This window comes from Brucella sp. LJL56, assembly GCF_054871705.1.
Genome location: NZ_JBTXLQ010000001.1, coordinates 56,050 through 81,705, shown reverse-complemented (window position 1 = coordinate 81,705; position 25,656 = coordinate 56,050). Strand labels below are relative to the sequence as shown.

The window sequence follows — 25,656 nt, the reverse complement described above, 5'->3', positions numbered from 1 at the left end:
GCAGCAAAGGTCGATCAATTATCGGAAACGATCGTGCAGCGTCCCTTGCCTTGCAGAATTTCGGCCAAGCCGCCGTTTTCATGGATGGAATAGACTATTATCGGAATGTTGTTCTCGCGCGCAAGGGCAACAGCGGCTGTATCCATGACCGCGAGCCCGCGGTCGAGAACTTCTTTGTGAGTCAAATGATCGAAACGCGTTGCATTAGGATCCTTTTTCGGGTCCGCAGAGTAGATTCCATCCACCTGTGTGCCCTTCAAAAGAGCATCGGCTTCAATTTCCGCAGCGCGGAGAGCCGCTGCCGAATCTGTCGTGAAGAAAGGATTTCCAGTGCCGCCAGCAAAAATTACGACCTTGCCTTCATCCATATAGGCCGTGGCCTTTCTCTGCGAGAAGCTCTCACAGATTTCCGGCATGGCTATGGCCGAAAGTACGACGGAATCAACATCGATCTTGTGCAGGGAGGTGCGAAGTGCCAGCGAATTAATGACTGTAGCCAGCATTCCCATGTGATCGCCAGTGACGCGGTCTCCGCCTTTTGAGGCCACAGCGACGCCGCGGAAAATATTGCCGCCACCAATCACCACACCAACTTCAACGCCGAGCGACCGCGCCTGCTTGATATCGTTTGCAATACGATCCGCGACGGAAACATCGATGCCAAAGCCCTGACTGCCCATCAATGCCTCGCCCGAGGCTTTCAAAAGGACGCGTTTGTAGGCGGGCTTACCGGACATTGGATGCTCTCCGCAGATTGTGATCAACTGGTTGTGTTCGGGTTCCGATACACGAAGGGCACCGCGTTGTCACGCGATGCCCTTCATAATCAAAAGTCTTTTCAGGCAATCAGCGCATTCCGAAAAGTGGAAACCGGTTTTCGGGACAAGATGCGCTGAAAAACAGAGTCATTTAGCTCTTGGCAGCAGCAGCCACTTCAGCAGCGAAATCGGTCTCTTCCTTCTCGATGCCTTCGCCGAGAGCGATGCGGGCAAAGCCGACGATCTTGGCCGGAGCACCGATGGTCTTTTCAGCTTCCTTGAGGGCCGCTGCAACCGTCAGGTCCGGATTGATGACGAACGCCTGCGAAAGAAGAACAACTTCCTCGTAGAACTTACGCATACGGCCTTCGATCATCTTTTCGATGATGTTGTCCGGTTTGCCAGACTCACGAGCCTGCTCGATGAAGATCGCCTTTTCGCGCTCGGCAGCAGCCGGATCAACGTCTTCGGCGGTCAGAGCCAGCGGGTTGATTGCAGCAACGTGCATGGCGACCTGGCGACCGAATGCGTTTGCAGCTTCCGAATCGCCAGCGGTTTCGATTGCAACGAGAACGCCGAGCTTGCCAAGGCCATCAGCAACACCATTGTGGATGTAGGTCGCAACAACGCCCTGCGAAACGCTGAGTGCTGCCGAACGGCGGAAACCGATGTTTTCGCCGATGGTTGCAACTGCGTCCTTGGCAGCCTGCGTAACCGTCTTGCCGTCGATATCGGCATTGGCCACTGCTTCAGTCGAACCGTCGGTCGACAGAGCCGCCTGAGCGATATTGCGGACCAGATCCTGGAAAGCCTCGTTGCGGGCAACGAAGTCAGTTTCGGAGTTGACTTCAACGACAACAGCCTTGTTGCCCGAAGATGCAACGCCAACCAGACCTTCGGCAGCCGTACGGCCAGCCTTCTTGTCGGCCTTTGCGATGCCCTTGGCGCGTAGCCAGTCAACGGCTGCGTCGATATCGCCATTGGTTTCAGCAAGCGCGGCCTTGCAGTCCATCATGCCGGCGCCGGTGAGGTCGCGGAGTTCTTTGACGAGAGATGCGGAAATGCTCATGATGTCGCCTTTCATGAAAGCGAAGGCACACCGGGTGGGTGTGCCAACTTTTAACCGGCGCTTGGTTTCCGGATCGTAATCTGACCTGAGCATTGCACTTCAGGAATCACAATCCCGCACCGGGATGAAACGAGATTATCCACCCGCCCTATCACCGATATGACGGATGGATGAAATCAAACGCTGATTAAGCGCCTTCAGCCGGAGCTTCGAGGGCAGGCTCAACCGGAGCTTCAGCCTGTGCGCCGACGTCGATACCCATTGCACCCTGCTGGCGCGCAATGCCGTCGAGAGCAGCGCGAGCAATCAGGTCGCAATAAAGAGCGATAGCGCGTGCAGCGTCGTCGTTGCCTGGGATCCGGTAGTCGATCTGGTCAGGATCGCAGTTCGAATCGATCACTGCGACAACCGGAATACCAAGACGCTTGGCTTCCTGAATAGCAATCGCTTCCTTGTTGGTGTCGATAATGAACATCAGGTCCGGAACCGAACCCATGTCCTTGATACCGCCAAGGGCACGGTCAAGCTTTTCACGCTCGCGCTCGAGGTTCAGGCGTTCCTTTTTGGTGAAGCCCTGAGCTTCGCCAGCCAGCAGTTCGTCGAGCTTGCGCAAACGCTGGATCGAGTTGGAGATCGTCTTCCAGTTGGTCATCATGCCGCCGAGCCAGCGTGCATTGACGTAGTACTGTGCCGAACGGTTGGCAGCATCGGCGATGATGTCCGAAGCCTGACGCTTCGTGCCAACGAACAGAACGCGACCGCCGCGAGCAACCGTGTCCGAAACGACCTTCAGCGCGTTGTGCAGCAGCGGAACAGTCTGGGACAGATCGAGAATGTGGATATTGTTGCGGTCGCCATAGATGTATGGAGCCATCTTTGGGTTCCAGCGGTGGGTCTGGTGACCGAAGTGAACACCAGCTTCCAAAAGCTGACGCATGCTGAATTCAGGCAATGCCATCTGTATTTTCCTTTTCCGGTTGAACCTCCACGGGCTGAGGCGATTGCTCGCCACCGGAGGCTGAGGCAGGATTTCTCCCTGCAAAAGCCCAATCCCGTGTGTGGAATAGGCGCGCTGTTAACTGATCGCGCCGCAAATTGCAAGTCATCTGCACAATATAGCACTGAACAGACAAACGAACACGCCGGTCAACGTGCTATTTACAGGATGCGGCCTGCTTTGCCCCATCGTAGACATCAAGCTTCACCAGTTTTCCGCGCATGGAAAAATCCCCGTAGTCCATTGTAAGGTCGCGGGTAATGCCATTGCGATAGAGCTTGAAATTGATACGGTAGATCGGCAAGCCGTCCTGCTTTTCCTTGTCATCGAAATAGGCAATCGTCACCGGCCAGACCTGATCCTTGGAAAATTTACCCATAACCTTGGTCTCATCATCCGGTAGGGCCTGCTCCTTACCGACAACCACTGTGGTAGCAACCACCCGGTCAGCATCTTCAGAGGCATCGAAAAGCGACGTCTGATAGAATTTCTGTCCAGCTTCCGCTTTTCCGATCAGCTCTTCCATATGGCCGGTCGGAAACTGTGTTCCCTTAAGATCCAGCTTGTTTTCCTTCGGCTTGCTCAGCTCAACAACCGTCTTCCCGCCCTCGAGCTTAGCATCACCACGTACTTCCTTGACCAGCTCCTTGTCTACGAAGGTCTTGTTGACAAAGCGGAAGTTTTTTCCGTCCGCGCCTTCAAAAGTCGTTGTCTGCTGATCAGTCACCCGCTGTGGCTGCTCTTCCATATCGATCCGCGTGACGAAGCGAAAATTGGTTGTGTAGCCTTCGCAAGCCGAACCGTTGAACTCGTAGACCATACGACCGGTTAAACCGCTGATTCCCGATTTTTCATCGGCCCGGTCCAACGTCAGATCATAGACTGCGCGATGAGGAACCAACGTTACCGTCGAGGCCGCATGGGCGACGCCAGCGAAGCCGGCCCATACACAAGCAGCCGCTCCGCTCGCCGCAACCGCACTCTTGAAAAAACGCATACATGAATCTCCCGATGAGTTGACGAGCATGATAAAAAAACTCGTGGCGGAAGCGAGGCAAAAAACGCACCCTTCCCAAAAGCTTCACCGATTCTGCCTATAGGTAGATCGTGAAGTACCTTTGCAAGCAAGGATTAATGCAATGACCGAGACAATCGACAGCCGCCTTAAAAATCTGGGTATATCCATTCCGGAAGCAGCAGCACCCGCCGCCAACTACGTCCCTTTTGCGCAGAGCGGTTCTTTGCTTCTCACATCTGGCCAGCTTCCGCTGGAAGGCGGCAAGCTTGTGCATACGGGTCAGATCGGTGATGAGCTGACGGTAGCGCATGGACAAGCTGCGGCGCGCGCCTGCGCTGTCAACATCCTTGCCCAGGCAAAGGCTGCTCTTGGCGACCTTGGCCGCATCAAGCGCATTGTGAAGATTACCGCATTCGTAGCCTCCACGCCTGATTTTGTGGAACAGCACCTTGTGGCCAATGGCGCTTCCGATCTCCTCGTGGCGGTTCTCGGCGATGCTGGCAAACATGCCCGCTCGGCTGTTGGTGTTGCGAGCCTGCCGCTCAACGCACCTGTCGAAATAGAAGCAATCATCGAGGTTGCCTGACATGACTTCCATCGACTGGATCAAAAAACGTCCCGTTGCCCATCGCGGACTGCACGATCTCAATAAAGAGCGCTGGGAGAACACCCTTTCAGCGTTCGAAGCAGCGGTCAAAGCGGGTTTCGCGATCGAATGTGATGTTCATCTCACCCGCGACGGCGGTGTTGTCGTCTTTCACGACGATGAACTGAAGCGCCTTGCCGGTCGCGAAGGCTACATCAGCGATTTAACACTGGCGGAAGCTACCGCGCTAAAGATCGGCGGCACTGCCGATCACGTGCCGGCGTTTCGACAGATGCTTGATCTGGTCAATGGCCGTGTTCCCCTGGTTATCGAGTTGAAGGGCATCGAAGGCAAAGATGACGGTCTGGTTGCCGCAGTTGCCAAAGAACTGGCGTCCTATAAGGGCGAAGCCGCAATCATGTCTTTCGACCACCATCTAATTCGCCGGTTTTCGACAGATGCATCGGGTATTCCCGGTGGTCTCACCGCCGAAGGTACGCGCACGGAGGATTTTGAGAGACATTTCTCTATGCTGGCGCACGGCATTTCCTTCGTATCCTATAACGTGCATCACCTGCCGAATCCGTTCGTTACTTTCGTTCGGAGTAAGTTGCAGATGCCAGTGATCAGTTGGACTGTCCGGGATCGTGAAATGCAAAAGCATAGCGATCTCAATGTCGACCAGATCACGTTCGAAGGCTTTGATCCGCGCGCCCTCGTGGCTTGACGACAACACGCCGAGCGCCGCAAACTGTGCGCGATAACGGCAAAGGAATAGCGGTGAACGACGAAGATCCGCAGAATGAACAAAGCTTCGTTCTCCGTGTCGTTGAGAATATCAGCGAATTCACGGCAAACGAATGGAACAGTCTTGTCGGGGCATCCCGGCAGGGCATAAATTACAATCCCTTCATTACCCGCGACTTTCTGTTGGCTCTGGAAAAATCCGGCTCAGTTTCACAGAAAGCTGGCTGGCTTCCGCGTCATTTGCGTCTTGAGGATGACCAGGGCCGTCTCATCGGAGCTGTGCCGAACTATCTCAAGGGGCATAGCCAGGGAGAATATGTCTTTGACCATGGATGGGCTGACGCCTTCGAGCGCGCCGGTGGTCGATACTATCCAAAATTTCAGGCAGCAGTACCTTTCACACCGGCCACCGGGCCACGTTTACTCAACCATGCCGCCTATGAAAGCGAGGCAGTTCGCTTGGCGTTGGCTGGTGGGCTGCGTGAACTGGCAGATCAAACCGGGGTTTCGTCTGCGCATGTAACATTTGCGCTGCCCGATGAAATTTTCGCACTGGAGCGCGCGGGCTTTCTCCATCGTACAGATCAGCAGTTTCACTTTAAAAATAATAACTTTAGAAGCTATGATGATTTTCTGAATGAACTTGTGTCGCGAAAGCGCAAGACGCTGAAAAAAGAACGGCGCGAAGCTTTGTCGGATGGCATTGAAATCGACTGGCTGACCGGCAGTGATCTCACGGAAGCAGTATGGGATGATTTCTTTGCGTTTTATATGGATACAGGCGGCCGCAAATGGGGACGGCCTTATCTGAACAGGCAGTTCTTTTCGCTGATCGGCGAAAGCATGGCGGAAGACATATTACTCGTTATGGCCAAGCGCAACGGGCACTACATTGCCGGTGCAATCAATTTCATTGGAGGTAACACGCTTTTCGGCCGTCACTGGGGCTGCATCGAGGACCACCCCTATCTGCATTTCGAGGTTTGCTATCATCAGGCAATCGATTTTGCCATCGATCGTAAGCTTAGCGTCGTTGAAGCCGGCGCACAGGGTGAACATAAAATCGCTCGCGGTTATGTGCCCGTCACGACTCATTCGGCGCATTATATTGTCCATGAGGGCTTTCGAAACGCCGTGCGCGACTATCTCGATCATGAGCGCCGTGAGGTCGAACAAATTCAGAGCGCCCTGGAAGAACATTCACCCTTCAGGGATGATTGACCCCATCGACCTTGCCTAACGCGACTTGATACGGTCTGATCCTGCCAAACATTTCGCATTGGAGAGAATCGCATGTCCGCCACCTATGACGACAACAATATCTTCGCCAAAATTCTGCGCGGGGAAATCCCGTCCACCCGTGTTTACGAAACGGATGATGTCGTTGCTTTCATGGATGTGATGCCGCAAGGCACAGGCCATACATTGGTTGTGCCAAAGGCACCTTCCCGCAATCTCCTTGACGCCAAACCGGAAACCCTCGCGAACGCTGTTCAAGTAGTACAGAAAATCGCGCAGGCCGTGAAAACGGCATTCAATGCCGATGGTGTAACCGTGATGCAGTTCAACGAACCGGCATCCGGCCAGACCGTCTATCATCTGCATTTCCATGTGATCCCGCGCTTTGAAGGCGTGGCGCTCAAGCCTCATACCGGACAGATGGAAGACGCCGCAGTTCTTTCAGCAAACGCTGAGAAGATTCGTGCAGCACTCTGATATGACTCGCACTTTCAAAGTGTAAGCAGGCCGATTACCAGCAGGATTTCCGCAACCAGTACACCGACGAGCAGTCGCTTGCCGGCAATGAGAAAAGCGGCAAATCCTGCTACCGCTGATCCGGCACGCAGCCAGACAGGGGAATTGGCCAGCTCGCCGTTTGGATAGAGAATAAGCTGCGCGATAACACCCGCAACCAGAGCCGTTGCAACGCAGCGCACGAGAACAAGAAACTCCGAATCCTCTCGTATACGCCCGCCGACCAGCACCCCCATCACGCGAAAGAGATAGGTTGGAAGTGCGCCGGCCAGCAAAATAAAAAGAAAAGGCCACCACCAGTTCGAAAAACTATCCCAGTTCATTTGGCTGCTCCCACCGATACACGACGGATCCGGTGAAAACCGAAAGCTATCAGCCCGCCGAAAACTCCGGTAATCAGCAGGTCATATCCTGGAGCCAAATGATGAAATATGGGGAACAGAACGATCCCGGAAATCATCGCAACCTGCCCTGCCCGCTCTCGGGCTGAACGCCAGAGCGAAGTCAGAAAGTACATCGGCGTCAGCATGAAAAGTGCAGCGAAAACAATTGGCGGAAAAGACGTCGATAACGAATAGACGATGGCGACAACGATCGCATTGGTTCCCACCAGAACCATACCGACCCCAGCAAAATAGCTGGTACGCATATCACGCGGGATTTTGCACAGCTCTTCCATAGCCATGACCCAGGCAGTGACGGCAACGAAATGACACAGAACCGCAAGCGTCAGTTTCCGCGTTTTCGGTCCCTGCAACTCGGGAAGCAGTGCGACCACCATCGGCATCAGACGCACAGAGGAAAGCCCCACGGCGAGAGCTGTGGCAGGCAAAGCCACACCTGCGCTGATCGCGCCGATCAGAACGACCTTTGCCGGAAGCGCCCAGATGGTCAGCGTCATGAAGACTGCCTGAACAACGGTAATGCCGCTTTCGATCGCCAATCCCGCGAAGCCGATGAACGAGCTCATCAGCAAAAGGGCCGGAATACTGCAAATGCGCGTACAACCGCGCAAGAACCATCGTATGTGACGATGATCTTCCAGATTTTTTTCGGGATGATCGGAATGAATCGGTGGCATGGAGCCACGTTAGAGCAAGGTCCGAGCAAGTTGCACCCGGTTTTTACCGCTCAACTCGGAAAACCTCAGTTTTCGTTCACGCCAGTCTCGTGCTCAAAACAAAACGGCCCTCAGAGAGGGCCGTTCCGATTGCTCATTATTTTTTGCGTGGCACTTTCGGCACCGACGATTTTGCGGGCGAAACCTTTGAGGAGGTTTTGGATACTGGCTCAACTTTGCCTGCCAGCACCTTTTCTTTCTCGGCCTTCTTTGGCGCAGCCTTTTTGCGCTGCGGCAGCTTCTTTTCAGCCGGAATGTCCTTCTTCGGGCTTACCGGCTTATCAGCTACACTTTCAAGCGAAAGATCGGTTTTTCCGTCCGGCTTGGTCACGACGTCCACACGGACTGTGCCGCCATGCTTGAGCTTTCCAAACAGCACTTCATCGGCCAATGGCTTCTTGATGTGCTCCTGGATAACACGTGCAAGCGGACGTGCACCCATGCGCTCGTCATAGCCCTTGTCCGCAAGCCAGGCGATTGCGCCCTCGGTCAGTTCAAAGGTCACACCCCGTTCAGCAAGCTGTGCCTCAAGCTGAAGCACAAACTTCTGCACGACCTGATGAATGACAGGAACGGGCAGCGGACCGAACGGAATGATTGCATCGAGACGGTTGCGGAACTCCGGCGTGAACAGCCGGTTGATCGCTTCCATATCGTCGCCTTCACGCCGGGTCGAACCGAAGCCGATTGCCGCCCTTGCCATATCCGACGCACCGGCATTGGTGGTCATGATCAAAATCACATTGCGGAAATCGATCTTCTTACCGTTGTGATCGGTCAGCGAACCGTGATCCATCACCTGCAACAGAATGTTGAACAGATCCGGATGAGCCTTCTCGATTTCATCGAGCAGCAGCACGCAATGCGGATGCTGATCCACACCATCTGTCAGAAGGCCACCCTGATCGAAGCCGACATAGCCGGGAGGCGCACCGATGAGTCGCGATACGGTATGACGCTCCATATATTCCGACATATCGAAACGCAGAAGTTCCACACCGAGCGAGCTCGCCAACTGTTTAGCCACTTCCGTTTTACCGACGCCGGTCGGGCCGGAGAACAGGTAGGAGCCGATTGGCTTGTCCGGTTCACGCAAGCCAGCACGAGCGAGTTTGATCGAGGCCGACAGCGCTTCTATCGCCAGATCCTGACCATAGACAACACGCTTCAATTCAGCATCCAGATGCGACAGAACCTGTTCGTCATCCTTCGATACCGACTTGGGCGGGATACGGGCCATCGTTGCGATTGTCGCCTCGATTTCCTTTACACCGATGGTCTTCTTGCGCTTGTTCTCCGGTAACAGCATCTGGCTGGCACCGGTTTCGTCAATCACATCAATTGCCTTGTCAGGCAACTTGCGGTCCGAAATATAACGCGCAGACAATTCCACCGCCGTCTTGATTGCATCGACTGTGTATTTGACCTTATGGAAATCCTCGAAATAAGGCTTCAGCCCCTTCATGATTTCAATCGCATCCGGGATCGAAGGCTCGTTGACATCAATCTTCTGGAAACGGCGCACCAAGGCACGGTCCTTCTCGAAGAACTGACGATATTCCTTATAGGTCGTCGATCCGATGCAACGGATCGCACCTGATGAAAGCGCGGGCTTCAACAGGTTCGATGCATCCATTGCACCACCCGAAGTAGCGCCAGCGCCGATGACGGTATGAATCTCGTCGATGAACAGAACCGCGCCCGGATACTCTTCGAGTTCCTTGACGACCTGCTTCAGACGTTCTTCGAAGTCACCGCGATAGCGCGTGCCCGCCAGAAGCGTGCCCATGTCGAGCGAAAAGATAGTCGCATCAGCGAGAGCCTCCGGCACTTGTCCTTCGACGATCCGCTTGGCAAGCCCTTCGGCAATGGCGGTCTTGCCAACGCCGGGGTCACCCACATAAAGCGGGTTGTTCTTCGAACGGCGGCAAAGCACCTGAATAGTACGGCTGATTTCGCTGTCACGCCCGATCAGCGGATCGATGCGTCCGGCTTTTGCCTTTTCATTCAGATTGACGCAATAGGCAGACAGCGCGTCCTGCTTCTTCTTGGTGCTTTCTTCCTGTTCCGTGCTGGTGCGTTCTTCGCTTGCGCTCTCTGCGCCACGCGGTGGGCGGGTTTCGCTGTTTTGCGGGCGTTTTGAAATACCGTGCGAGATATAGTTCACGGCATCGTAACGGGTCATCTGCTGTTCCTGGAGGAAATAGGCAGCATGGCTTTCCCGTTCCGCAAAGATGGCGACCAGCACATTGGCACCGGTCACTTCCTCACGGTTCGACGACTGTACATGAATGACCGCGCGCTGAATGACGCGCTGGAAAGCGGCGGTTGGTTTAGAATCTTCATCATAACCTGTAACAAGGTTATCAAGTTCGCGATCAATATAATCGGTAACGATACGTTTGAGATGCTCCAGGTCGACGCTGCAGGCACGCATCACTGCGCCCGCATCCTGATCGTCGATCAAGGCAAGCAAAAGATGTTCGAGCGTCGCATATTCGTGATGCCGCTCGTTTGCTATTGTGAGGGCTTGATGCAGGGCCCTTTCAAGGCTTGGGGAGAACGATGGCATATGACCTCACTTTTTCTCCATCACGCATTGCAGCGGATGCTGGTTTTGGCGGGCGAAATCCATGACCTGGCTGACTTTGGTTTCGGCGACTTCGTATGTAAATACGCCGCACTCGCCGACCCCATGATTGTGAACATGCAACATGATGCGCGTGGCATCATCCTGGTTCTTCTGGAAGAACCGCTGCAGGACATGAACGACGAACTCCATGGGTGTGTAGTCGTCGTTGAGGAGCAGGACACGATAAAGGCTGGGCTTCTTGGTCTTCGGCTGTGTACGCGTGACCACGACGGTGCCGTTTTCCGGACCATTTCCGCCGTCAGTCTTGCTTTGCATGACTATATCGAAGTGCCTCATGAAACCTATTACCCGGATGCCCATCTGCCTGACCCAACTTGCCCTATTATGTAGGTCGTCATGTGGTGATTTTAAGCCCTTCATTGGCACTTGCAACCGGGACTTATTGCAATAACGAGGCTTGACACAGTTATATCGTATTGTCCGAACGATAGGCCGTGGCGCGACAACGCTATGTAAAATAGCCAGGGAAACTCAGTCTCCATAAATATAAACTAGAATAATTGGACATAAAAAATTCCACCCTATAGACAGCGGAATAAAAATTGCTATTTCGGCTATGCGAAAAAAATACTAGATTTGATCCATAAGCAAAAAATTAATAAATGAATTTCGAATAATATTGGGAATTTTCTTTTAAAGCCTACTAATTTCAAAGAGCTGTCTCGCCCCCTTCCACCCAGACAAGGCTGCAGCAAAACTAAACTCGCGCAAGCGAGTTTTTTTGTTTGCGGACACAACTTCCTTTCACCAATGCTGAAGCCACATTTGAATGACACATCTGCGTGAGTGATCGAAACGATCGTACTTTGATCGGCTACGACACCACGGCCATTTCAATTTTTTTTTCGAAATTTATGAACAACGCAGTTACCATAAACGGATTGGTAACGCTGATGGCAGTAGGATCACCGAATTAGACGCTGTGTGCCTTTTGTGCCGCAGTTTAAAAAATCCGGGATACAGGTAGGTCATCATCGTGCGTACCGCATTTAGTAAAGTCGCATACGCCTTGAAAAGAGCGGCGCAAGCCACCCTTCTCCTTGCAGTTGTAACGGGGTGTTCTACAGCTTCGACAACGATACCGGCGATAGCGGCAAGCGATAGATATGCAGCTATCGTAATCGATGCGAATACCGGCAAGACACTTTTTGCCTCTAATGCAGATGCCCAGCGTTACCCTGCCTCTCTCACGAAAATGATGACCCTGTACATGCTGTTCGAGGCAATGCAGGCCGGCCGTATGAACAAGGACACACGTATCCCGGTGTCCTCTTATGCTGCCGCACGTCCGCCTACAAAAATCGGATTCCGTCCGGGCCAGAGCATTCGCGCTGAAGATGCCGCGCTTGCAATGATCACGAAATCGGCGAACGACGTAGCAACCGCTGTAGGTGAATATCTCGGTGGCTCCGAAGAACGTTTCGCCCAGATGATGACATCGAAGGCACGTCGCCTGGGCATGCGCAACACGACATTCCGCAACGCATCCGGCTTGCCTAATATGGCGCAGCACACCACAGCACGCGACATGGCAATCCTCAGCATTGCGCTTCGCCAGCATTTCCCGAATGAATTCTCCTATTTCTCACGTCGTAGTTTCGTTTTCCGCGGACAAACCATCAATGGTCACAATCGTTTGCTCGGCCGCGTTGAAGGCGTGGACGGCATCAAGACCGGCTACACCAACGCATCTGGCTACAATCTGGCCTCCTCAGTCAGCCTGGATGGTCGCAGGCTCGTAGCTGTCGTCATGGGTGGCAATACCGGTGCAAGCCGCGATGCCCATATGGCTCAGCTCATCCGCAAGTATCTCCCTATGGCAAAGCGTAGCCGTAACGCTGCACCGCTGGTCGCAATGCGTAACGACGCACCGCAGGTTGTTGCTTCGATAGATCTTCCCAAGTCCAAGAATGCACCGGTTCCAGTAACCCGTCAGGTTGCCGCTGTGGAAGATGTCATCAACAACGAAAACGGTGAAGGCGACAGCGACCAGCCACAGGTTCTGGCACTTGCAGCACCAACCGCGCGTCCGGCTGCTCTTGCCGCACAGGCCGCTATTCGCCCAACCCCGAAGGCCGCTGTCCCGTCAGCGCAAGCGCAGGATGTCGATCCGGTCACAACTGCTTCCGCACCTGCTACCGGCGGCTGGGCAATCCAGATCGGCTCTTTGCCGAGCGAAGGCCAGGCACGGGACATGCTGGCCAAGGCTTCTGCAACAGCAGGCGGCACCTTGCGCACAGCCTCCCCCTATACCGAGACGTTCAACAAGGGCAGCGCAACTTTCTACCGCGCACGCTTTGTTGGCTTCTCTTCCAAGCAGGCTGCATGGGATGCATGCACATCGCTGAAAAAGAAAAATTTCGGCTGCTATGCAGTCGCGAACTAATCGATCGCGAGGGGCTTTGCCCCCTCGTTGCCAGCTTCAAACCCGAATTTGTAGTGCGTAGAGGGTTTCGAGATGTCAAATATAAGAGAAACTTACGGTCAGCCGCCTTTCAAAAGTGCTGACTGGACACACGACGAAGGTAAGACTTCAGCGTTCGGTACATTGTTCTCGGTGCAAGGGCTGAAACAGGCTGCGCTGCGAATTGCCGATACGCGACGCGGCGGCGGCTTTCAGACCAAAGATTTGGTCGGATTGCTCGTCTGCCATGCTGCACGCAACAAGCGACTGGTGCAGCCACGGGCATCCATGCGTATGACCTTGCCGGTCAATTTTGACAGAGTTTCTGTACGCCTGACGATAGAAAGCTGATCAACTGATTTATGAAGTATAAAAGGCCTGCCGATTATCCGGCGGGCTTTTTTTGAGCGCATCCCGAAAAGTATGAAACAGTTTTCGGATGGGATGCGCGTTAAAACAGGTATTCAGACGGCCGATCTGATTCAATTAGTTCGAAACGTGCTCTAATGAATACCTCGTCTTCAAAGCAGGCCCAGCGCAGCCAGTTCCTGACGCAATTCCGCCGGCAAGGCAGCCCTGCCCGTTTTTCCGGCCGCCTCATCACGCGGCACTTCATTTTCTTTCAGATAGCGCCATCCCTGAAAGGCACGACGTGGCTGCCACTCGGTCGGAATAACCTTGGGCTCCAGAACAAGGTGACAGCGGTTGATACCCTCGTTATCCGTGAACGGACGGACATCCAGTAAACGCTGGCGGCATTGGACGTTGCCCTTGATAACCCAGTAGAGCGAGCCGCCTTCCAGCAGTTCATCGATTCGTTTCGGCACCATTCTCGTTGTATGAAATTGCTCCGGCACCAGACCGGCGGCGCGCTGTTCCGCCAGACGGAAATCGATCCACGCTGCGAGATCTTCGATACTGTCGCAGCCGACGCAAAGTTTGACGAGATTGAGAGCCATGATGGTGATTTAGCCAAGACGAATGTAAGCTTCAAGCCTGAAGAATGGCATTCTGTCCAGAATTGCGAATCAACAGGCGACGACGTTCACGGCAAGACCGCCCTGACTGGTCTCCTTGTAGCGCTCGCTCATATCGTGACCGGTCTGGCGCATCGTCTCGATACAAGCGTCAAGCGGCACAAAATGCTTGCCGTCGCCCTTCACAGCCAGTGATGCCGCGGTGACCGCCTTCACAGCACCGAGTGCATTACGCTCGATACACGGCACCTGCACAAGCCCGGCAACCGGGTCACACGTCATGCCAAGATGGTGTTCCAGAGCAATTTCGGCGGCATTCTCAATCTGTTCCGGCGAACCGCCCAGAACAGCAGCGAGTCCGGCAGCAGCCATAGCGGATGCTGACCCCACTTCGCCCTGACAGCCGACCTCGGCGCCCGAAATTGATGCATTGTGCTTGATGACACCACCAATAGCAGCAGATGTCAGGAGGAAATCGCGGATGCCTTTCTGATCGGCATCATCATGAAAATGCAGATAATAGCGTAGAACTGCAGGCACCACGCCTGCAGCGCCATTCGTCGGTGCGGTCACAACCCTGCCGCCGGACGCATTTTCCTCATTGACGGCCATGGCGTAGACAGACAGCCAGTCGTTCGCGAGAAGCGGGTTGCTGCGATTGTTGCGCCAGTCGTCCTGAAGCTTATCGTGAAGCTGCCGCGCGCGACGGCGAACGCCCAAACCGCCGGGCATGATACCATCACGGCTCAGTCCGCGTTCGATACAGCCGCGCATGGCTCCCCAAATGCGATCAAGACCGCTATCCAGATCACCGCGTACCATATGTTTTTCTTCATTGGCCCGCTTCATTTCTGCAATCGACAGCCCGCTATCATGGGCCATTTCAAGCATTTCAGCAGCGTTGCGGAACGGAAACGGCACGTCGGCCTTGTCGTCCTGCTTCGCGCCGCTGCGCTGCACGCGGCTCAACTCTTCTTCGGTCACGACGAAGCCACCGCCGATGGAGAAATATGCCCGACGCAGCAGGAGGTTGTCATCGACATCGAAAGCGGAGAAAGCCATGCCGTTGGCATGGCCCGGCAAAGGCGTCTTCCGATCCAGTACGAGATCGACCTTCGGGTCGAAATGATAGGCTGGATGCCCATCAGGGTTCACCTTCTTCTCGGTAAAGACCTTCTCGACTTCGACATCCATGATGTCAGGGTCGATCGTATCGGGCAGATAACCGCAGAGCCCCAGAATAACGGCTCGATCTGTCGCATGTCCAACGCCGGTATAAGCCAGCGAGCCATGCAGGCTTGCTTTCAAACGATGAATTTTCGAATGCGCTGGCCTCGGCCAATTTCCACCGATTACTTCGTTAAGAAACATGCGCGCAGCCGTCATCGGGCCCATCGTATGCGAACTGGAAGGCCCAATGCCAATCTTGTAAAGATCGAAAACCGACAGAAACATTCCACACCTTCTACAGCCCGTCATGCGGCTGATTGTTTCCTGATCGCAGCACCGCCCGCGATTTGCCCAATCGTCTATTCTAGACAAAAATCGGCAAAAAGTCGCTAACGCGCAAACCGCGTATCCCTATTAGATAATGTAGGAAAGGAACAACGCAAACGGAATGCCGAAATGCGGCATCAATTTTCCGGAATACGTAACTCCGTTTAACTTCTAAACGGAGAACAGATAGGCCATGAGAATGACAGCAGCGAGACCAACGACTGCCCAAAGCGTAACGCCCCAGCAGGATTTTTGAACGGTTTCGTCCATGGAAATTTTGGCAACCTTGTTGTGCAACTCTTTCACACAGCGTCCTTCACAACGCTGTTACCAACCATATAGCTTCGTGATTACCAGAACACAACGACGAAAAACGGCCGAATTGCGGCGACAGATTTTCCAAGTCTAACACGCCATTCCAGAATACCTTATTTATCAATAAGTTACCGATAGATAACCTTAATAAAAGCTTTAAAGTGACGGCAGAAATGCGGCATCAGGGTTGAGGCAGAAGCATATCTGTCTTGCCCGCCAGCCAATAAGCGATGAGCCCAACCCATTCACGCATGGCCAAACTGAACCGCGACAGCGCTTCGTTTGGTGATTCAAGATAGAGAGCAAAACGTTCGCTGGCGCGCGTTTTATAATCTACCGGCCACGCGACAACATTGAAGTCAGCCTTGCGAAAACAACCAACGGATCGAGGCATATGATATGCCGAAGTGACCAGAAGCCAGGTTTCCCCCGGCTTCGGCTGGGCCAGTTCCTTCGAGAAAACCGCATTCTCCACAGTGTTGCGGGACTTGTTCTCATAAATGTAGCGCTCACCGGAAAAGCCGAGATCAATCAACATCTTCTGTGTGCTGTCTGCATCTTTGGCGGATTCTTCAAAAAAGGCGCCTTCACCACCGGAGACAATAACTTTAGCATTCGGATATAGCCTTGCCAGCCGCATTGCTTCAAAAATGCGGTCAGCAGCACTGTTCAACTCGAAACCTTTGCGCCCTGCATTGATCTCACCGTTCATATAGCCGCCAAGAACGACTATTCCGTCCACGCGTGGCGGCATTTCATCCGGCTTTGCGAAACGGTCCTCCAATGGAGCGAGCAGGACGGCGCCGAGTGTCGTAAAGGCCGCAAAAAACAAAATGATCATCGACAACCCCAGCATGCTCATACTGAATCGATGAAAGCGACACCACATAGCGAGAAAAGCAACGAGGACGAGAACGAAGATCATCGTGACAGGTTGAAAGAACAGCCAGAAAATCTTCGAAAGACTATAAAACAACCAAGCTCTCCAATATGAGGCACCCTGCCCGCACCCATGCCAGCACGAATCCGTGTGCGCCCACATACTATAGTGTTGCAAAAGGCTGTGTTAGAGATTTGTCTGGAATCGAACAACGCCGGACGTTGCTATCCAGCCGGAAGGAACCATGTCTAACATCACGCCTCAGGAGACTGTACTTTCGTCCCGTATTCGCCTCGAGCGCATTGACATTGCGCGTGGGGTCGCACTGATTTCCATGGCGATCTATCATTTCGGCTGGGACCTTGAGTTCTTCGGCTATATGGCTCCCGCCACGACCGCCCACGGTGGATGGAAGCTTTTCGCCCGCTGTATCGCGTCAAGCTTTCTGTTTCTCGTCGGCTTCAGCCTCGTCCTGGCGCATGGCAACGGCATTCGCTGGAAGTCCATGGCGAAACGGCTGGCGCAGATCGTTGTCGCTGCAGCCGCAATCTCAGCCGTCACGTGGTATATGTCACCGGATAGTTTTATCTTCTTCGGTATCCTTCACCAGATCGCCCTGGCAAGTGTGCTCGGCCTTCTTTTCCTGCGCCTGCCCGCAGTTAAAACATTGGCCGTTGCAGCATTTGTCATCAGCGCTCCGCTCTATGCCCGCGCCGATATTTTCAACCATCCTGCATTAAGCTGGGTCGGCCTTTCGACCGTGATGCCGCGCTCGAATGACTACGTGCCCCTGTTTCCGTGGTTCGGAGCAGTTCTCGTCGGTATAGCTGCCGCTCGCATGTTTCAGCGCTTTGGCTGGCTCCAGCTATTGGCTGGCGGGGTCAAACCCCAGTTTCTTGAAAAGCCGCTGACATTTATCGGTAGGCATAGCCTAGCTTTCTATCTCATTCATCAGCCCGTGCTGATCGCGCTCGTTTATGTGTTCTCGCAACTGATGCCTCCGGCACAGCCAGCCCCGCGTGAAGCTTTCACACAATCCTGCGTGGCCGCATGCCTGCAGAATGGCGGCGAACAGCTATGTCAGCAGTTCTGCGGCTGCGTCGTAACCGAACTGGACAAGGCTAAACTGTTCGACGATGTTTTCAGCGGCAAAATCGACCAGGAGAACAACAGTACGGTCCAGGATATCGCACAGATATGCTCTCCGGTGCCTGACGCTCAGTAAAACTGATCAGGTATTGACGCCGAGTTCGGCAAGACGCTCGATGCAGGATTCTTCGATTTGATCGAGTTCGCCGAGCGTTTCATCAATATCGCGCCGCTTCTGACGAAGATCGCCACGTTTTTCTTCGATGCGCTTCATGAGCAACTTCAACTGTCCGGTCTCGCCGGGCGGCTCGCGATACATCTGGATGATCTCGTGAATTTCGGCGATGGAAAATCCGAGCCTCTTGCCGCGCAGTATCTGCTTCAGGAGATGACGGTCGGCAGGGCGAAACAATCGCGTGCGACCGCGTCTCACAGGAGCAATCAAGCCTTCATCTTCGTAGAAGCGCAAAGTACGAGTTGAAATACCGAACTCGCGTGTCAGCTCTGTAATCGTATAATATTCGCGCACCACAACATTCCTGCCTTGTATCGAGCGGACCGGGCTCTACACCGAATTAGTTTTAGAGCTTAACGTTGTGGTCCTGCATTTACGTAAAAGTCAACATTAAACCGAACAAACTAAAATACACCTAGCTACAATATGGTCAGAAAATGGGATCACCGGCTTCACGTATCAGCAGACGCGATAAATGCTTTTCCGAAGAGCATTGACCAGAGAACCCCGCATTTCAGTTGGTTTGCCGTTGATTACGACTTGCCATGATATTGCCGCTCATGCGTTATGAACTTGCGGAACCATTTACAAACGGCGATTCATGCGGCGCTCTATAAAATTTACTTTAATCGGTCTTGTGGTTATCGCGGTGATAGGTGCTGCACCTTTTGCCGTTGAACCAATCGTGGTCAAGATCGGAGAAGGCTCGATTCGTCAGCTCGCCAGAGACGGCAATTTCTGCAAGACGGACCAATGCGATGAGGGCATGAATTACGCGTTGGGTTTTTTCGAAACCAATTATGGCCTGTCGCCTCACGACGTTAAATGGTGTATGGGCGTCGATGTCATTTCCCATTATGAATTGCCATTCGGCAACCAGATTAAAACATCAATAACCGACCGAATGTACCAGCGTTGTGGTGACCCCAAGCGAGACGAGCCACCTGGCGAATACACGGACGAATAAAGGCGCTCTCATGAAGCGAATTTTGCGCATTGGCGCCTGGACGATACTTCTGGCCATCCTTGCGGTAACGATCAGCCCGATAAAGTTCCGTCCAATAACAGGTGAACCTGCAGATCTGGAGCGCTTTGTTGCCTTTTTTCTGGTGGGAGCCTTATTTGCCCTCGCCTATCCTCGCCACTGGATGGGAGTACTTCTGCTAACGGTCGGCTGCGCTGCGCTTTTTGAATTGATGCAACGTCTAGCGCCAGGACGTCACGGCGAATTCATAGACTTTGTTTTCAAGGCTGCCGGAGCTGCATTCGGCATTGCAGTCGGCTACAGTCTCAGCCTTATCCGCCCTTTTCGGCAGCAAAACTGATCAGGCTGCGGGAATAGATTGCAGTCTATCCCTGGCCGTTTCCCGCATGAATTCCAGATGGATCGAACGCAATAATGCCGCCAGATCATCATTGGCGGCAGCAAATCGGCCGCGCCCAACAGCCTCACACATAAGAGCCGATATTTCAGCAGCGCCCATCCGCTTTCGACCGGCCGCAACGGCCCGCCAGGCTTCGATGGCAACAATCAGGGGCGTGTGCGTGGCATCGCTTAATCCGGCAGAGCGCAACAATGCCGCAAGAGCCGCCGGACGTCCGCCGGAAATAATCGCGCAAATCCGGGCATCATCAAGGTCGGAAAGTGCACCGATCAGGCTCGCAAAAAAATCTACACGACCTCCGGCAACAGCACGGATAACAAAACTGGTCGTTATTTCGCCACGCAGACGCAAATGTTCGACCAGTGCCGGCAGCTCCTCATGTGAACAGTTTTCTGCCAGTTGCATCGATGCGCGAGCCGTCGCATCACTTACTACCTTATTGGCGCGGCGTTCCCCCAGCAGCAATTTCACCAGCGGGAGAGATTGCAAAACCTCACCGACTTTCACTGCCAAAAGATGACGACATTCTGCGGGAAGATGCGGATGAGCCAGCAAAGCCTCCCGCACGAGAGCGTCATGCCCACAGCGTTCACTCATGCGTCGAAACGAAACCGAAGCGATACGGGCGCAACTGTTAAGCAGCATTTCCGCGACTGCCTCACTATCTCCGACTTCTGCAATTGCTGCAGCGACTGCGAGCGAAACATGAGGACGGGCCGCAACGAGAACCTGCATCGAGGGGGCACCGTACGCCACACGATCGATCAGATCGGCATCGCTCAGCAGCGTCGAACGCGCAAGAATATATCCCGCTACTTCCGGCTGGTCAGCGGCAAGCACGGTTATAATATGCAGAGGCGAATGCACGCTGGTCGAAAGCACGTCAGCTATCGCCATACGAACCTTCGGAGAAGGATCATCGAGCAGGAGCGTCAAAGCAGCTTCCGCTTGTGCGTGAACATGACCCGGCTGAAGCTGGTCAATACATTGACGCGCCAAGTGGGCTGCACGGACAATGCGCGCAGCGACCGGCTCGCAGCCCCCGACAAGCGCATCTTTTTCGATATACATTCTGGCCCCGCTCCAGATCGTTCTTGTATTCGAAAAGATTAAATTAAAATGGTTTACGAGCGGTTTACCATGTTTGTTAACCGCATTGTCACGGCATGGAACCGAACGCGTTTTCACTCGTTTTATCGTTATCAATTCAACGGAGACTTCAAATGGCCGACGAAAAGATCACAAACGACATCCAGCAGGCTCTCGAAAAGCAGATCGCCGATATGCGCACCGAACTGAAGCGTCTTTCAAAATCGCTGGCGTCAAATTCCAGCGAATTGAGGGAACGTGCGGAAGATGCCATGGATGATGCGTCCGGTCGTTTCCGTCATGCTGCTCAGGCCGTGCGTGAACGCGGCCAGGTGGTTGCCGAAACCGTTCGTGAAAATCCGGGCACGGCCACGACACTTTTCGGGACTGCGGGGATCCTTGGTATTCTTATCGGCGTTGCTATCGGCTGCGCCATTTCCGACCGACGCTAGACAGCAAGAACCTTCCGGAGTTTGTGCCCGCGCTCAATGCGCGGGCTTTTGTTTACGCTCTTTACGAGAAAGGCATGGTCTGCTAGCTCCCCGTCACTGGCAATTTGCCACCGGTCGCAGCCTACCCGGACAAAACAAGGACAAGCGCGATAATGCGCTACAAGACTGCACCGTGGCTTGAAACAAAGGCACGCAAATGTCTGAAAAGACAATATATTCCGACCTAAAGCAGCTCGGCTCCAACACTTCGATACCGCACGCTCCGGATGGGGCCATCCTTGAACGGGTTGCAAATCCGCAAGCTGGAACACTTTACTGTGTTCGCTTCACCGCGCCTGAATTCACCTCGCTCTGCCCGATGACAGGGCAGCCCGATTTCGCGCATCTGGTGATCGACTACGTTCCCGCTCAATGGCTGGTGGAAAGCAAATCCCTGAAACTGTTCCTTTTTTCCTTCCGCAATCACGGCGCGTTCCATGAAGATTGTACGGTGACCATCGGCAAGCGCCTTGTAGAGTTACTGGAGCCGGAATGGCTCAGGATCGGCGGTTATTGGTATCCGCGCGGCGGCATTCCCATCGACGTTTTCTTCCAAACCGGAGCAGCACCGCAAAATGTCTGGATACCGGAACAGGGTGTGCCTAACTATCGCGGCAGAGGTTAGTTGATCGCTGCCGGGCGGTTGCGGCTGGAGATTGCGATCCTTATTATAGAAGTAGATAACATGGCGCCTGAAAGGACCCCCATGAAAAATTTCGCTATTCTGATTTCTCTGGCCGTTCTTGCCGGGTGCGGGGGAGCTGGCAAGGCCGCTATGGACACAGGCAAGAGCTTTGATCGATTCGCCTGTATGTCGCGCAATTTCAAGGGCGAACCGCCCTGCCCGCAGCCGGAAGGTACAAACCAGCCAGCACAATAAAACCAGAGGAGGCCTGACATGGCTATCGAATCCAAGAACGTTCTCGATTTCTGGTTTTCGCCCAAGATGCGGGACAATTGGTTCACCAAAAGCGACGAGATCGACGCTGAAATCCGTGAGAAGTTTCTGGCGGTTTATGAAGATGCTCGCGCTGACAAGCTGGAATACTGGAAACAGCAACCAGAAAGCGCGCTTGCGCTCACCATTCTGTTCGACCAGTTTCCGCGCAATATGTTCCGTGGCTCGCCCCGCTCTTTCGAAAGCGACGGATTAGCCCGTGATGTGGCGGCGCAGGCACTCGATCATGATTTCGACCGGAAGCTGTCGCCAGAACAGCGCCAGTTCTTCTATCTGCCGTTCATGCATAGCGAACATCTGGGCGATCAGAAGCGCTGTGTCGACCTCTATGAAAAACTCGGTGACGAGTTCTCGCTCGGCTTCGCCCGTCAGCATCACGATATCATCGAACGCTTTGGGCGCTTCCCCCATCGCAACAACGTGCTGGGGCGTAATACGACCCATGAGGAAGCGGAGTTCCTCAAGGAACATGCTGGCTTCTGATCTTTAGAGCAACCTATATGGCAAAATTCCGCGGCGGTCGTGATCGACCGCCAATCTGCTTTTAAGCGGCGGAACGGCCCGTTGCACGCATTCAGCACGCTCGCAAATACGACAGGAAACACCGATCGGGTCGAAGGCAGAGCGCACAGCGATGTCGAGCCCATCCGCATAGACAAAATCCTTCGCATAGGCCACTTCACAACCAAGAGCGATGGCATAGCGACGCTGGGGCGCGTTGAACCCCCCTTCGCTCTTGGTCAGTTCTGTCGCAATGCAAAGGTAACGTGCTCCATCCGGTGTTTCAGCAAGCTGTCGAATGATCCGCCCCGGTGTTTCGAATGCCTGATGCACATTCCACAGGGGGCACGCAGCCCCAAAGCGGGCAAATTGCAGCTTGGCGGCGCTGTGCCGCTTCGTGATATTTCCAGCCCGGTCTATGCGCGCAAAGAACACCGGCACACCTCGCTGGCCGGAACGCTGCAACGTGCTGAGGCGATGCGCGATCTGCTCCAGACTCGCGCCGAAACGTGATGCCAATAGTTCCAGGTCGTGGCGCAGTTCCTTCGCAGCAGAGAGAAATGTTTGATAGGGCAGCACCAGCGCCCCGGCAAAATAGTTGCGCAGACCAATTTTACAGATTTCGACGGCTTCAGCAGACCGAAAATCTGCCCGCCTGGCAATCGTGCTCACGAGTTCTTCCATTTCCAATTCAGCGATCTGGAACGCGATCTGGAAATTACGGGTTGAAGCTGGTGAATAAGGATTGAGATATAGTACTCGCGCAACAGGATCAAACCGGCGCAGAATTGCCTCCTCGGGTCCAGCGCGTGCAACACGCACCCGGTGACGCTCCTCCATATATTGCGGCAAGGCCACGCCGATGTCTCTCCCCGGAATATCCAGTTTGCTAGCGAGCTTTTCTGCCGCAATATCAATCTCATGTACGTAATTGTCGATAAAATGAAAAAAGTCGCGAACTTCCTCGTAAGGCGCAGGCTCGGCAGTGGATGGAGCGCGGCCCAATTGGTTGTCCAGACTGGCAAGCTGCTCACTGTTACGACGATAGGCTTGATGACAGGCAATCAGTGCATGAGCCAGACCCGGCGCATTTTGCGTAATGAGCTTCAGTTCCTGCAAGTTCGGCTTGTAGTTGTCGAAAACAGGATCGGCCAACGCCTCTGAAACCGCTGAAAGCAACCGGTCGTCATCGCCGAGCGAAATGGCACCTATATCGATCTGATAGTTTTCAGCCAGCGCCAGCAAGACCGCAGCAGAAACAGGTCGCTGATTATTCTCAATTTGATTGAGATAACTCGTTGAAATACCAAGGCGTTCAGCGAAACCTGACTGGGTTGCCTTATGCTGCTCGCGTATTTCGCGGATTTTTCTGCCGATATAAAGTTTTCTGGGTGCCATTTTTGCAAATTCGCATTTCGCTATTTGCAAATTTATATCTTACACAATCGCACCTTTTCAAGCTTTTCCAGAACGCCTTCCGATTTTAAGCAGGAAGGAGAAAAAGACTATCTTTTCAGTTTCATAACTCGCCTTCCAAAGGCCGCCCAAAAAATGGGGACTTTATGCAGGAACTTCTTGAACAGCTCGAAGCCCGCCGTGCGGAAGCCCGCATTGGCGGTGGTCAGCGCCGTATCGATGCCCAACATGCGAAGGGTAAGCTTACTGCCCGCGAAAGGATCGAAGTGCTTCTCGACGAAGGATCGTTCGAGGAGTTCGACATGTACGTCACTCATCGCTGCACCGATTTCGGCATGGAAAAGCAAAAAGTCGCCGGTGATGGTGTAGTAACAGGCTGGGGCACGATCAATGGCCGCCAGGTCTATGTGTTCAGCCAGGATTTTACTGTCCTGGGCGGCTCACTGTCCGAAACGCACGCGCAGAAAATCTGCAAGATCATGGATATGGCCATGAAAAACGGCGCGCCGGTCATTGGCCTCAATGATTCCGGTGGCGCCCGCATTCAGGAAGGCGTCGCTTCGCTTGCGGGCTATGCCGATGTGTTCAAGCGCAACGCCGACGCATCCGGTGTAGTGCCGCAGATCTCGGTCATCCTGGGCCCCTGCGCGGGCGGCGCGGTCTACTCGCCTGCCATGACCGACTTCATCTTCATGGTGCGAGACAGCTCCTATATGTTCGTGACCGGCCCGGATGTGGTGAAAACCGTCACCAACGAGATTGTCACCGCTGAAGAACTGGGCGGTGCATCGACTCACACCAGAAAATCATCGGTCGCCGACGGCGCTTATGAGAACGATATTGAAGCACTGGAACAGGTCCGCATTCTGTTCGACTTCCTGCCGCTCAACAATCGCGAAAAGCCACCCGTTCGCCCTGTATTTGATGATCCGGCCCGGCTTGAAATGCGGCTCGACACGCTGATCCCGGATAGTGCCACCAAGCCCTACGACATGAAGGAGCTTATCCATGCACTGGCCGATGAAAGTGATTTCTTTGAGATTCAGGAAGCTTTTGCGAAAAACATCATCACTGGTTTCATCCGTATGGACGGACAGACCATCGGTGTGGTTGCAAATCAGCCCATGGTGCTTGCCGGTTGCCTCGATATCGATTCATCGCGCAAGGCTGCCCGCTTCGTTCGCTTTTGCGATGCCTTCAATATTCCTCTTCTGACCCTGGTGGATGTACCGGGCTTCCTGCCAGGCACGGCACAGGAATATGGCGGCGTCATCAAGCACGGCGCAAAGCTGCTCTTCGCTTACAGCCAGGCAACTGTTCCCATGGTCACGCTCATCACGCGCAAGGCCTATGGCGGGGCCTATGACGTGATGGCTTCGAAACATATCGGTGCTGACATCAATTATGCGTGGCCGACGGCGGAAATCGCCGTCATGGGCGCCAAGGGTGCAACGGAAATTCTCTATCGTTCCGAACTGAGCGACGTTGAGAAAATCGCCGCGCGCACGAAGGAGTATGAGGAGCGTTTCGCCAATCCGTTCGTGGCCGCTGAACGCGGATTTATCGATGAAGTCATCATGCCGCATTCCTCACGTCGCCGCATTGCCCGCGCTTTTGCCAGCCTGCGCAACAAGAGCCAAAGCACGCCGTGGAAGAAGCACGACACCATTCCGCTTTAGTTTCGCATGATCTTATCCGAAAACCGGTTCCCACTTT

General features: G+C 53.9%; 29 protein-coding genes. 14 read left to right on the top strand and 15 right to left on the bottom strand.

Features of this window, described 5'->3' with window-relative positions; genetic code table 11:
- Window positions 1-14: 14 nt before the first annotated feature.
- The 4 genes from pyrH to eipB form a co-directional block, all read right to left on the bottom strand.
- On the bottom strand, window positions 15-737 hold the full coding sequence (gene pyrH, locus ACYSN1_RS00460; protein WP_140021403.1) for a UMP kinase: 723 nt from the start codon (window positions 735-737) through the stop codon (window positions 15-17).
- 172 nt (window positions 738-909) lie between these two features.
- Entirely contained in the window at window positions 910-1,827 is a 918-nt protein-coding gene (gene tsf, locus ACYSN1_RS00455) for a translation elongation factor Ts (protein ID WP_461723953.1), read from the bottom strand.
- Window positions 1,828-2,014: 187 nt separating this feature from the next.
- Window positions 2,015-2,785, bottom strand: coding sequence for a 30S ribosomal protein S2 (gene rpsB / locus ACYSN1_RS00450; RefSeq protein WP_140021405.1), 771 nt, complete (start codon window positions 2,783-2,785; stop codon window positions 2,015-2,017).
- Window positions 2,786-2,981: 196 nt separating this feature from the next.
- Window positions 2,982-3,821: a cell envelope integrity protein EipB gene (gene eipB / locus ACYSN1_RS00445; RefSeq protein ID WP_461723952.1), complete on the bottom strand. Its 840-nt coding sequence runs from the start codon at window positions 3,819-3,821 to the stop codon at window positions 2,982-2,984.
- 142 nt (window positions 3,822-3,963) lie between these two features.
- On the opposite strand from eipB, the gene ACYSN1_RS00440 reads away from it, so the two are divergent.
- The 4 genes from ACYSN1_RS00440 (at window position 3,964) to ACYSN1_RS00425 (ending at window position 6,891) form a co-directional block, all read left to right on the top strand.
- On the top strand, window positions 3,964-4,428 hold the full coding sequence (locus tag ACYSN1_RS00440; protein ID WP_140021407.1) for a RidA family protein: 465 nt from the start codon (window positions 3,964-3,966) through the stop codon (window positions 4,426-4,428).
- Window position 4,429: 1 nt separating this feature from the next.
- Window positions 4,430-5,155 carry a glycerophosphodiester phosphodiesterase gene (locus ACYSN1_RS00435; RefSeq protein ID WP_461723951.1) on the top strand — a complete coding sequence of 242 codons (726 nt, stop codon included), beginning with the start codon at window positions 4,430-4,432 and terminating at the stop codon, window positions 5,153-5,155.
- Between the two features lie 53 nt (window positions 5,156-5,208).
- A complete protein-coding gene (locus tag ACYSN1_RS00430; protein WP_461723950.1) occupies window positions 5,209-6,396 on the top strand; it encodes a GNAT family N-acetyltransferase in 1,188 nt (395 codons plus the stop codon).
- Between the two features lie 72 nt (window positions 6,397-6,468).
- Window positions 6,469-6,891: an HIT family protein gene (locus ACYSN1_RS00425; RefSeq protein ID WP_109987757.1), complete on the top strand. Its 423-nt coding sequence runs from the start codon at window positions 6,469-6,471 to the stop codon at window positions 6,889-6,891.
- A 14-nt stretch (window positions 6,892-6,905) separates the two neighbouring features.
- Here ACYSN1_RS00425 and ACYSN1_RS00420 read toward each other — a convergent pair whose 3' ends face one another.
- From ACYSN1_RS00420 to clpS, 4 genes are all read right to left on the bottom strand, one after another.
- Window positions 6,906-7,253: an AzlD domain-containing protein gene (locus ACYSN1_RS00420; protein WP_461723949.1), complete on the bottom strand. Its 348-nt coding sequence runs from the start codon at window positions 7,251-7,253 to the stop codon at window positions 6,906-6,908.
- On the bottom strand, window positions 7,250-7,900 hold the full coding sequence (locus ACYSN1_RS00415; protein WP_461723948.1) for an AzlC family ABC transporter permease: 651 nt from the start codon (window positions 7,898-7,900) through the stop codon (window positions 7,250-7,252). The genes ACYSN1_RS00420 and ACYSN1_RS00415 overlap by 4 nt, the downstream gene beginning before the upstream one ends.
- A 247-nt stretch (window positions 7,901-8,147) precedes the next feature.
- Window positions 8,148-10,622: an ATP-dependent Clp protease ATP-binding subunit ClpA gene (gene clpA / locus ACYSN1_RS00410; RefSeq protein ID WP_461723947.1), complete on the bottom strand. Its 2,475-nt coding sequence runs from the start codon at window positions 10,620-10,622 to the stop codon at window positions 8,148-8,150.
- Window positions 10,623-10,628: 6 nt separating this feature from the next.
- Window positions 10,629-10,979 (bottom strand): ATP-dependent Clp protease adapter ClpS, encoded by a 351-nt coding sequence (clpS, locus tag ACYSN1_RS00405; RefSeq protein ID WP_461723946.1) that lies wholly within the window; start codon window positions 10,977-10,979, stop codon window positions 10,629-10,631.
- Between the two features lie 700 nt (window positions 10,980-11,679).
- Here clpS and ACYSN1_RS00400 point away from each other — a divergent pair.
- Window positions 11,680-13,089 carry an SPOR domain-containing protein gene (locus tag ACYSN1_RS00400; RefSeq protein ID WP_461723945.1) on the top strand — a complete coding sequence of 470 codons (1,410 nt, stop codon included), beginning with the start codon at window positions 11,680-11,682 and terminating at the stop codon, window positions 13,087-13,089.
- A 72-nt stretch (window positions 13,090-13,161) separates the two neighbouring features.
- Window positions 13,162-13,458, top strand: a complete 297-nt coding sequence (locus ACYSN1_RS00395) for a hypothetical protein (RefSeq protein ID WP_461723944.1) — start codon at window positions 13,162-13,164, stop codon at window positions 13,456-13,458.
- Between the two features lie 170 nt (window positions 13,459-13,628).
- Here ACYSN1_RS00395 and ACYSN1_RS00390 read toward each other — a convergent pair whose 3' ends face one another.
- The 4 genes from ACYSN1_RS00390 to ACYSN1_RS00375 all read right to left on the bottom strand — a co-directional run bounded on the left by ACYSN1_RS00390 (window position 13,629) and on the right by ACYSN1_RS00375 (window position 16,872).
- Complete coding sequence (locus ACYSN1_RS00390; protein WP_461723943.1) at window positions 13,629-14,066, bottom strand: DUF1489 family protein; 438 nt, start codon at window positions 14,064-14,066, stop codon at window positions 13,629-13,631.
- A gap of 69 nt (window positions 14,067-14,135) precedes the next feature.
- Window positions 14,136-15,539 (bottom strand): L-serine ammonia-lyase, encoded by a 1,404-nt coding sequence (locus ACYSN1_RS00385; RefSeq protein ID WP_461723942.1) that lies wholly within the window; start codon window positions 15,537-15,539, stop codon window positions 14,136-14,138.
- A gap of 213 nt (window positions 15,540-15,752) precedes the next feature.
- A complete protein-coding gene (locus ACYSN1_RS00380; protein WP_461725307.1) occupies window positions 15,753-15,887 on the bottom strand; it encodes a hypothetical protein in 135 nt (44 codons plus the stop codon).
- Window positions 15,888-16,077: 190 nt separating this feature from the next.
- Window positions 16,078-16,872 carry a YdcF family protein gene (locus ACYSN1_RS00375; RefSeq protein WP_461723941.1) on the bottom strand — a complete coding sequence of 265 codons (795 nt, stop codon included), beginning with the start codon at window positions 16,870-16,872 and terminating at the stop codon, window positions 16,078-16,080.
- A 148-nt stretch (window positions 16,873-17,020) separates the two neighbouring features.
- Here ACYSN1_RS00375 and ACYSN1_RS00370 point away from each other — a divergent pair, with 148 nt between their 5' ends.
- Window positions 17,021-18,001 (top strand): heparan-alpha-glucosaminide N-acetyltransferase, encoded by a 981-nt coding sequence (locus ACYSN1_RS00370; RefSeq protein WP_461723940.1) that lies wholly within the window; start codon window positions 17,021-17,023, stop codon window positions 17,999-18,001.
- A gap of 6 nt (window positions 18,002-18,007) precedes the next feature.
- On the opposite strand, the gene ACYSN1_RS00365 is transcribed toward ACYSN1_RS00370, so the two are convergent.
- Window positions 18,008-18,394, bottom strand: a complete 387-nt coding sequence (locus ACYSN1_RS00365; protein WP_105542043.1) for a MerR family transcriptional regulator — start codon at window positions 18,392-18,394, stop codon at window positions 18,008-18,010.
- A 307-nt stretch (window positions 18,395-18,701) separates the two neighbouring features.
- On the opposite strand from ACYSN1_RS00365, the gene ACYSN1_RS00360 reads away from it, so the two are divergent.
- Window positions 18,702-19,067, top strand: coding sequence for a hypothetical protein (locus ACYSN1_RS00360; protein ID WP_461723939.1), 366 nt, complete (start codon window positions 18,702-18,704; stop codon window positions 19,065-19,067).
- A 10-nt stretch (window positions 19,068-19,077) separates the two neighbouring features.
- Window positions 19,078-19,425 carry a VanZ family protein gene (locus ACYSN1_RS00355; RefSeq protein ID WP_461723938.1) on the top strand — a complete coding sequence of 116 codons (348 nt, stop codon included), beginning with the start codon at window positions 19,078-19,080 and terminating at the stop codon, window positions 19,423-19,425.
- On the opposite strand, the gene ACYSN1_RS00350 is transcribed toward ACYSN1_RS00355, so the two are convergent.
- Entirely contained in the window at window positions 19,426-20,556 is a 1,131-nt protein-coding gene (locus ACYSN1_RS00350; RefSeq protein ID WP_461723937.1) for a DUF2336 domain-containing protein, read from the bottom strand. It abuts the gene before it with no gap.
- A gap of 152 nt (window positions 20,557-20,708) precedes the next feature.
- Between ACYSN1_RS00350 and ACYSN1_RS00345 the strand changes: the two genes are divergently transcribed.
- The 4 genes from ACYSN1_RS00345 (at window position 20,709) to ACYSN1_RS00330 (ending at window position 22,506) form a co-directional block, all read left to right on the top strand.
- Entirely contained in the window at window positions 20,709-21,026 is a 318-nt protein-coding gene (locus ACYSN1_RS00345) for an ElaB/YgaM/YqjD family protein (RefSeq protein WP_461723936.1), read from the top strand.
- 196 nt (window positions 21,027-21,222) lie between these two features.
- Window positions 21,223-21,690 carry a preQ(1) synthase gene (gene queF, locus ACYSN1_RS00340; protein WP_461723935.1) on the top strand — a complete coding sequence of 156 codons (468 nt, stop codon included), beginning with the start codon at window positions 21,223-21,225 and terminating at the stop codon, window positions 21,688-21,690.
- A gap of 81 nt (window positions 21,691-21,771) precedes the next feature.
- Window positions 21,772-21,945 (top strand): hypothetical protein, encoded by a 174-nt coding sequence (locus ACYSN1_RS00335; RefSeq protein ID WP_168436463.1) that lies wholly within the window; start codon window positions 21,772-21,774, stop codon window positions 21,943-21,945.
- An 18-nt stretch (window positions 21,946-21,963) separates the two neighbouring features.
- The gene (locus tag ACYSN1_RS00330) at window positions 21,964-22,506 is read left to right on the top strand and encodes a DUF924 family protein (RefSeq protein ID WP_461723934.1); all 543 of its coding nucleotides are present in this window, start codon (window positions 21,964-21,966) and stop codon (window positions 22,504-22,506) included.
- A 3-nt stretch (window positions 22,507-22,509) separates the two neighbouring features.
- Here the strand turns inward: ACYSN1_RS00330 and ACYSN1_RS00325 are convergent, their stop codons facing one another.
- Window positions 22,510-23,922 carry a helix-turn-helix domain-containing protein gene (locus ACYSN1_RS00325; protein WP_461723933.1) on the bottom strand — a complete coding sequence of 471 codons (1,413 nt, stop codon included), beginning with the start codon at window positions 23,920-23,922 and terminating at the stop codon, window positions 22,510-22,512.
- A 164-nt stretch (window positions 23,923-24,086) separates the two neighbouring features.
- On the opposite strand from ACYSN1_RS00325, the gene ACYSN1_RS00320 reads away from it, so the two are divergent.
- Window positions 24,087-25,619, top strand: coding sequence for an acyl-CoA carboxylase subunit beta (locus ACYSN1_RS00320; protein ID WP_461723932.1), 1,533 nt, complete (start codon window positions 24,087-24,089; stop codon window positions 25,617-25,619).
- Window positions 25,620-25,656 lie beyond the last annotated feature (37 nt).